Origin of the sequence: Clostridium sp. (assembly GCF_030532265.1) — a bacterium.
Classification (GTDB): domain Bacteria; phylum Bacillota; class Clostridia; order Clostridiales; family Clostridiaceae; genus Clostridium.
Genome location: NZ_JAUNLM010000010.1, coordinates 48828 through 55638, shown reverse-complemented (window position 1 = coordinate 55638; position 6811 = coordinate 48828). Strand labels below are relative to the sequence as shown.

7 protein-coding genes are annotated in these 6811 nt (G+C 24.4%); 1 reads left to right on the top strand and 6 read right to left on the bottom strand.

What is annotated here, in order from left to right; translation table 11 throughout:
* Positions 1 to 162: 162 nt before the first annotated feature.
* Together Q4E08_RS04235 and Q4E08_RS04230 are read right to left on the bottom strand one after the other, a co-directional pair.
* Positions 163 to 1356, bottom strand: coding sequence for a hypothetical protein (locus Q4E08_RS04235; RefSeq protein WP_303128809.1), 1194 nt, complete (start codon positions 1354 to 1356; stop codon positions 163 to 165).
* Positions 1357 to 1460: 104 nt separating this feature from the next.
* Positions 1461 to 1811 (bottom strand): hypothetical protein, encoded by a 351-nt coding sequence (locus Q4E08_RS04230; protein ID WP_303128808.1) that lies wholly within the window; start codon positions 1809 to 1811, stop codon positions 1461 to 1463.
* A gap of 95 nt (positions 1812 to 1906) precedes the next feature.
* Here Q4E08_RS04230 and Q4E08_RS04225 point away from each other — a divergent pair, with 95 nt between their 5' ends.
* On the top strand, positions 1907 to 2680 hold the full coding sequence (locus tag Q4E08_RS04225) for a histidinol phosphate phosphatase (protein ID WP_303128806.1): 774 nt from the start codon (positions 1907 to 1909) through the stop codon (positions 2678 to 2680).
* Positions 2681 to 2733: 53 nt separating this feature from the next.
* Here the strand turns inward: Q4E08_RS04225 and Q4E08_RS04220 are convergent, their stop codons facing one another.
* The 4 genes from Q4E08_RS04220 to cax all read right to left on the bottom strand — a co-directional run bounded on the left by Q4E08_RS04220 (position 2734) and on the right by cax (position 6614).
* The gene (locus Q4E08_RS04220; protein WP_303128804.1) at positions 2734 to 3699 is read right to left on the bottom strand and encodes an aromatic acid exporter family protein; all 966 of its coding nucleotides are present in this window, start codon (positions 3697 to 3699) and stop codon (positions 2734 to 2736) included.
* A gap of 16 nt (positions 3700 to 3715) precedes the next feature.
* The gene (locus tag Q4E08_RS04215) at positions 3716 to 4915 is read right to left on the bottom strand and encodes a DHHA1 domain-containing protein (RefSeq protein ID WP_303128803.1); all 1200 of its coding nucleotides are present in this window, start codon (positions 4913 to 4915) and stop codon (positions 3716 to 3718) included.
* 108 nt (positions 4916 to 5023) lie between these two features.
* Complete coding sequence (locus Q4E08_RS04210) at positions 5024 to 5539, bottom strand: nitroreductase family protein (RefSeq protein WP_303128802.1); 516 nt, start codon at positions 5537 to 5539, stop codon at positions 5024 to 5026.
* 31 nt (positions 5540 to 5570) lie between these two features.
* Positions 5571 to 6614 carry a calcium/proton exchanger gene (gene cax, locus Q4E08_RS04205; RefSeq protein WP_303128797.1) on the bottom strand — a complete coding sequence of 348 codons (1044 nt, stop codon included), beginning with the start codon at positions 6612 to 6614 and terminating at the stop codon, positions 5571 to 5573.
* Positions 6615 to 6811: the final 197 nt, after the last annotated feature.

The window sequence follows — 6811 nt, the reverse complement described above, 5'->3', positions numbered from 1 at the left end:
GCCCATACCACTCTATTAGCAAACGCTATAGAGTTTAAATAAACCCCACAAAATGTTCATTTATTCCCTTTCTTAAATGAACATAACCCTTTAACCTGTGCTAATTTTAGTACAGGTTTTTTTATTTAAATCATACATGCAATCAAGGCATGTATGATTTATTTACAATGAAAAATTTTCTATATCTGTTATAATCCATTCATTATTCTTATATAATACTTTTGTTAAAAACTTTTTGCTTTTTTCTTCCCTACCAATTCCAAATAAAACTTTACTAGTATCATAATTTGCATTACAAACAACGGTCCCTATATACTCTCCATTTTTATATTGAAATTTACTTTTTTCCTTATCTAATTCTAGAGATATTAAGGTATATTTATTTTTTAATATAAAATATTTTTCTTCTAATATAGAATATATTTTATTTTTAGTTCCCTCTGTTGTTAGTTGTATTTCATTTTTATCTTCATTATTTAAAGAATTAAACACACTCTTATAAAATAAATTCATAGTATTATCTATCTCACTCCAAAGCTTATCATTAGTTATATTTAAACTTAATGATATATTTGGAACATCTTTTACTGTTACTTCTTCCCCTTTTATTGTTCCCCAAGGGAAATTATTACTTAGTGAGAGCTTTATACTTCCGTCTGATGGCATAGGTCCTATATTTTTAAAATCAGAAACTTTTATTTCACTATTTTCTCCATTTACAAGTACATTAGCATCTTTAAACTCACTTTCTACACTAACTAATAATCCATTTAATTTAAGTTCTACATCCTTATTATCCATTAAAACAATATTTTCTGTTGATTTCATTTCACCATATTTATTTTTAAGATTTCCACTTAATTTATAAATACCAGGTATTAAATTTTTTAATACTTCACCTTGCTTTATACTATTATCATTTAAATAAATAGAAGCATCTTTATAATTACTTGTAACTTTTAACTCTAAAGTTTTTAAACTTATATAATAATCATCTAAAAATAATTCTTTATCTTCTTTAAGTTCAAATACCTTACTTTTACCAGTACTATTTAAAGCATCTACTATAGTATTTACTTCTGAGTTTTCTCCTTTATAATATTCTATTAAAGGCTTTAATTCTTTTCTTGAAATTTTCTTTCCATTTATTCTTAGTACATCTTTAAGTTTATTATAGCTTCCCTCTTCAAGTCCTAATTCAAATTTTTTCATTACACTTTCTTTATTACTATTAATACTTCCTAACATGTAACCCATTATTAAAAATATCATTAATACAGAAAAAACAACTATAATTTTATTTTTTATAATAAATACTTTTATATCTCCCATTAATTCTTTTAATTTTTCTCTCAAATAACTCCCACCTCATTACTTTTTACATATATAATACCCTTTATACAATAAAAATCAATATTTTTATATAAAAAAACGAGTGAATAATTCACTCGTACAAACTATTAGTCCATTGATTCTAAAATATCTATTATCCATTTACCACAATCAACACATTTATAAACTCTTATAACAAAAAGATCAAACTTTTCATTTTTAAGAACATTTTCATATTGCTCTTTTTCTTCTTTTGTTACAAATTCATCATTAGAATTTATATATCCATGTATTTCAACATAATAATTTTTCTTACTTATCTTACAGCACTCATTAATTTCAACACATTCAATTTCTTCATAAGTTAAATTATCTTCTAATTCTTTAATGATTGGAATTATATCCTCAAATTCATTAATATCATCTAAAAAGTCTTCTTCATAAAAAGACATATCTTTTATTTTAAATAATTCTTTCATAATACATCCTCCTTATTATAGGCCTTAATCTTCTTTATTATAATACTATGCTATAATATAAAAAAGCAATTTTATAATTGGAGGTGCTTAAATTCATGATTTTTGATAGTCATATGCATACAGAATTATCTTCTGATAGCAAAATGTTATTATCTGATATTTTAGATAAATCTTCTAAGCTTAATATAGGATGTATATTAACAGAACACTTAGATTTAAATTATCCAGTAGAGGATTTATTTAAAGTTGACTGCAAATTATTCTTTGAAAAATACTCAAAATATAGAAATGATAATTTACTTTTAGGAATAGAAGTTGGTCTTTCTAAAACTATAATTGAAGAGGCTACTTTAATTACAAATTCTTTTCCTTTTGATTTTATTTTAGGTTCAATACATTCTATTAATAATATAGATATTTTTTCAGACTCTAATAAAGATAATATGTCAAAAGAAGAATTTTTCAAATCATATTTTGAAGAAATGTTAAATGATATAAAGCTTTTTGATAACTTTGATTCATTAGCTCATATAGATTATCCTTGTAGATATTTACACTTTAAAGACAATAACATATATTTATCTGAATATGAAAATTACATAAATGAAATTTTTAAAGTTTTAATTAAAAAAAATAAAGTTATTGAATTAAATACTAGAAGGTTAAATGATAAGAAAGCTGTTGATTCATTAATACCTATATATAAAAGATACAGAGAATTAGGTGGCAAGTATGTAACAATAGGGTCTGATTCACACAATAAAGAATCTATTGGTAAAAACTTTGATGTAGCCTTAAATATTATAAAAGAATGTAACCTTACTCCAGTTTACTTTAAGGAAAGAAAAATTCATATTATAAAATTATAAAAATAAGGTTATCTATAACGAGAGAATTTATTATCCCCTCGTTATGGACAACCTTATTTATTATTTTTATGTAATTTCATAAAATCTTTCTTTATGTATAGAAAATCTTCTAGGTCATTTAAAAATTGAAATAACATAGCTCTATTTTCAAATTCTTCTCTTGTTTTTGGAAGATCCATTTCTTTATATCTAGCTCTTAACTTATTTAAATTATATATAAGTTCTATACAATCGTTATTTGAATATATATTATTTGCAATATTTTCAGTAAACTCTGCCATTATTTTTGTTTGGTCATAAGTTATAGAAAATCTTGAAAAGTGAGAATTCATTCTCTTTATAGTTTCTAATTGTTTACTTCTCATTTCTATATAGTCTATATAATAATATTCATTTTTAAATATATAATTATTATTTATCTTATATGCTATTTCTCTAGTTTCTTCTATTACTCTATCTATTTCTCTAAGTCTTTTTCTTTCATTTATGGGAACTGCCTTTATTAATAAACTCTTTGACATATCGTTTATTATATCCCTATAAGTCTCTTCTATTTTTTCTTTATTTTTATTAAATTCATCACTTAAAGATGGCATATATAAGTTAAAAAGTGAAGCTACTCCTATTCCTATTAAAGTAACTAGTTCCTCATTTATTATCCATGTTAAATCTATATTAGAACTTACAAGAAGATGTGTTGATAAAACAGCTCCAACCACCATACCTTCTTCTACTTTTAAAATTTTAGTAGCAGGAATAAAAATAAGTAAAAATAACCCAAATACTATTGAATCATTTCCAAGCATAACATACAAAATATAAGACAATCCAACTGCTATAGTTGCAGCTATTAATCTTCTAAAGCCAACTAATAATGCTTCTTTTTTTGTTCTTTGTATACTAAGTATTGCTATTATCCCTGCTGTAACACCAAACTTTAATCCTAATGCTTCTGCTATCATTATAGCTATAGTAGCTGATGTAGCCATTTTAAATGTATTATTAGTTAAAATTTTCATATATTCCCCTAAATTATTATTTTAAATTTTCTTTTATTTTCATAAAAGCATAATCTAAAACAGATTCTAAATTATTATTATTTTTTCCTCCGCCTTGTGCAAGTGTTGAATTTCCACCACCTCTTCCATCAATTAAGCTAATTGAATCTTTAAGTAAATCATTCATACTTATATTTACTCCCTTTGAGCATGAATAAATCAAATTAGCTCTTTCACCATTTTTAACTGCAAATAAAGCTATTACGTTATCACACTCTGAAAGTTTTGTAGCTATTTTGCTAATATATTTCACATCTTCATTATCATATATTTCTTTAATTACAGATATATTTCCTATCTTAGGCGAATTTTCGATAAGTTCCTTTCCTTTGTAATCTGAAATTTCTAATGTAAGACTTCTATTTTTACTATTTAGCTCTTTAACTTCTTCATTTAATTTTTTAATACTATTTATAGCTTCTTTATCATTACAACTTAAAAAATTACATATACTCCTTGAAAATTCATCTTTTTTTAGATAATCTATTATGGCTCTATTTCCTGCTAAATATTCTATTCTTGTATTTCCTTTGTGCTTTTCAAATCTTAAAAGCTTTATACATTGAAGTTCTATAGTTCTACTTGGGTGTACTCCACAACATGCATTTATATCCAAGTCTTCAATTTTTACTACTCTAATCTTTTCATTTGTTTTAGGTAAATCTCTTCTAAGTCCTAGCTTTTTAAGTTTTCTTTTCTCAGGCAATAAAAACTCAACCTTTAAATTTTCATTTATCATTTTATTAGCAAACTTCTCTGCTTCTCTTATTTTTTCTTCAGTAAGTTCCCCAACTATATCTATAGTACTTATTTCTTTTCCTAAATGAATTCCAGCTGTATTTTGATTAAACAACTTAAAGAAACATCCTGAGAGAGTATGTTGTGCTAAATGCTGTTGCATATAATCAAATCTTCTCTCCCAATCTATTTTACATTTTACTTTATGTATTTTTATTGGTTTTTTATTTAATACATGAACTACATTTCCGTTTTCTTCATAAACATTTATAACTTCACAATTTTCTATAAAGCCTATATCACAAGGTTGACCTCCCCCACCTGGAAAAAATGCAGTTTTATCCAATACAACATTGTATTCACCATTTCTTTCTACTACATTTTCAATTTCAGCTGTAAATTCCTTTATATACTGATCTATATAATATAATTTTTCCAAAAATAATCTACTTCCCTTCTAACAGTATTGTACATAGTATATCATTTATACACTAATAAATGTAACAAGAGCTTAAATACTCTATAAAATATTTAAGCTCTTACTTTATTAATATTTATTATAATGAATTTTTGTAAAATTTAAATCCTCTAATTTATAAGCTGACTTTTCTTCATCCTTATAACCTAATGTAATTATATTTAATACTGCCATATTACTTGGTATATCTAAAACTTCTCTTACAGCATCTTCTGATGATATATTTCCAGATTTTCTATTTCTAATTTGTATCCAGCAAGAACCAAGTCCTAAATCTTCAGCTTCCAACATAATATTTGTTGATGCAATAGATGCATCTTCAATCCAAACATTACTTTTTTCAAAATCTGCTAATACTACAATAGCCACAGGTGCTGTCTTTAATGCAACTGTCCCTTTATCTTTGCACCCTTCTAATTTCTCTAATATATTTTTATCATTAATAACAATAAATTCTACTGGCTTTTTATTCATTGAAGATGGTGCAAGAAGTGCTCCCTTAAGTATTTGTTCTAATTTAAAATCTTCCACCATTTTATTTTTATATTTTCTTATACTTCTTCTTTTACTTAATAATTCAACCATAATCTAACCACCCTTTATAATATTTATTTTATTATACTATAAAAAATGAAGCTGCTATTATAATATAAACTGCTAATAATTGAACCCCTTCTAACCAATTTGATTCTCCATCTAATGCAACTTTATTTGCTATTAAAACAGAAACTATTAAAGCAACAAGTTCAAAAGGATTAAATACTATACTCATTGGCGTAAAAATCAAACTTAAAAATATTAATACTGGTGCAACAAATAATATTATTTGAAGACTTGATCCTAATGCTATTTCAACAGAAACATCCATTTTATTTTTAAGTGCCATAACTACTGCAGTACTATGTTCAGCTGCATTACCTATTATAGGTATTAATATTATACCTACAAAAAATTCACTTAGCCCTAAAGTTTTAGTTATAGGTTCAACTCCGCTTACTAAAAGTTCACTTTCTATAGCAATTAAAACTGTAGATACTGCTAAAATTAAAATTGATTTTTTCATTGACCATTTAGCATTTCCACCTTCTTCAACTTCTGAATTATATAGGTCCTTATGTGTAAAAAATGAAAAAACTAAACTTAGTATATATATGAGAAACATAATTATAGCTACTATAATACTAAGCCCCTCATATTTTGTATTTAATAATTCCGGACTTACAGTATGAGTAAATATTGCTGGTATACTAAGTCCTATAACTGCAAACAAAAGCATACTAGAACTTATATCTATAATCTTTTCATTAAATTTTTGAGTTTTATATTTTAATCCACCAGCTAACATACTAGCTCCTAAAACTAATAAAACATTTCCTATAACTGAACCTGCAATAGATGCTTTTACTACATCAAATAATCCACTTTTTAAAGCAAAAAATGATATTATAAGTTCTGTTGCATTACCAAATGTAGCATTTAAAAACCCTCCTATTTTAGGTCCTGTATAAAATGATATTTCTTCAGTAGCTTCCCCCATAAGTCCTGCAAGAGGAATTATTGAAAGTGCAGCTAATATAAATATTATTGTTGGAGATACATGCATAAATTCTGCAATAATACTTATAGGAATAAATATTAATAAGTATTTTAATATTTTCATATTCAAACCTCTTCCTAATTTAAATTTATATAAACCTTTAATATACAAAATTCTATAACTTAATTTAAATCTTTTAACTATTATTTTGACTTAATATAATAATTTTTATAATTAAAAATTATACAATATAAATATTAATAAATTTTAAATAAGAAAACTATTAACTTCTCTAATTTCTTTATTTTAAATAACTATAT

What these genes read in the sequence shown, in the direction of transcription:
- Q4E08_RS04220 (WP_303128804.1), bottom strand. Translation starts at nt 3,699, where the DNA reads ATGAAAATTTTAACTAATAATACATTTAAAATGGCTACATCAGCTACT.
- cax (WP_303128797.1), bottom strand. Translation starts at nt 6,614, where the DNA reads ATGAAAATATTAAAATACTTATTAATATTTATTCCTATAAGTATTATT.
- Q4E08_RS04230 (WP_303128808.1), bottom strand. Translation starts at nt 1,811, where the DNA reads ATGAAAGAATTATTTAAAATAAAAGATATGTCTTTTTATGAAGAAGAC.
- Q4E08_RS04225 (WP_303128806.1), top strand. Translation starts at nt 1,907, where the DNA reads ATGATTTTTGATAGTCATATGCATACAGAATTATCTTCTGATAGCAAA.
- Q4E08_RS04210 (WP_303128802.1), bottom strand. Translation starts at nt 5,539, where the DNA reads ATGGTTGAATTATTAAGTAAAAGAAGAAGTATAAGAAAATATAAAAAT.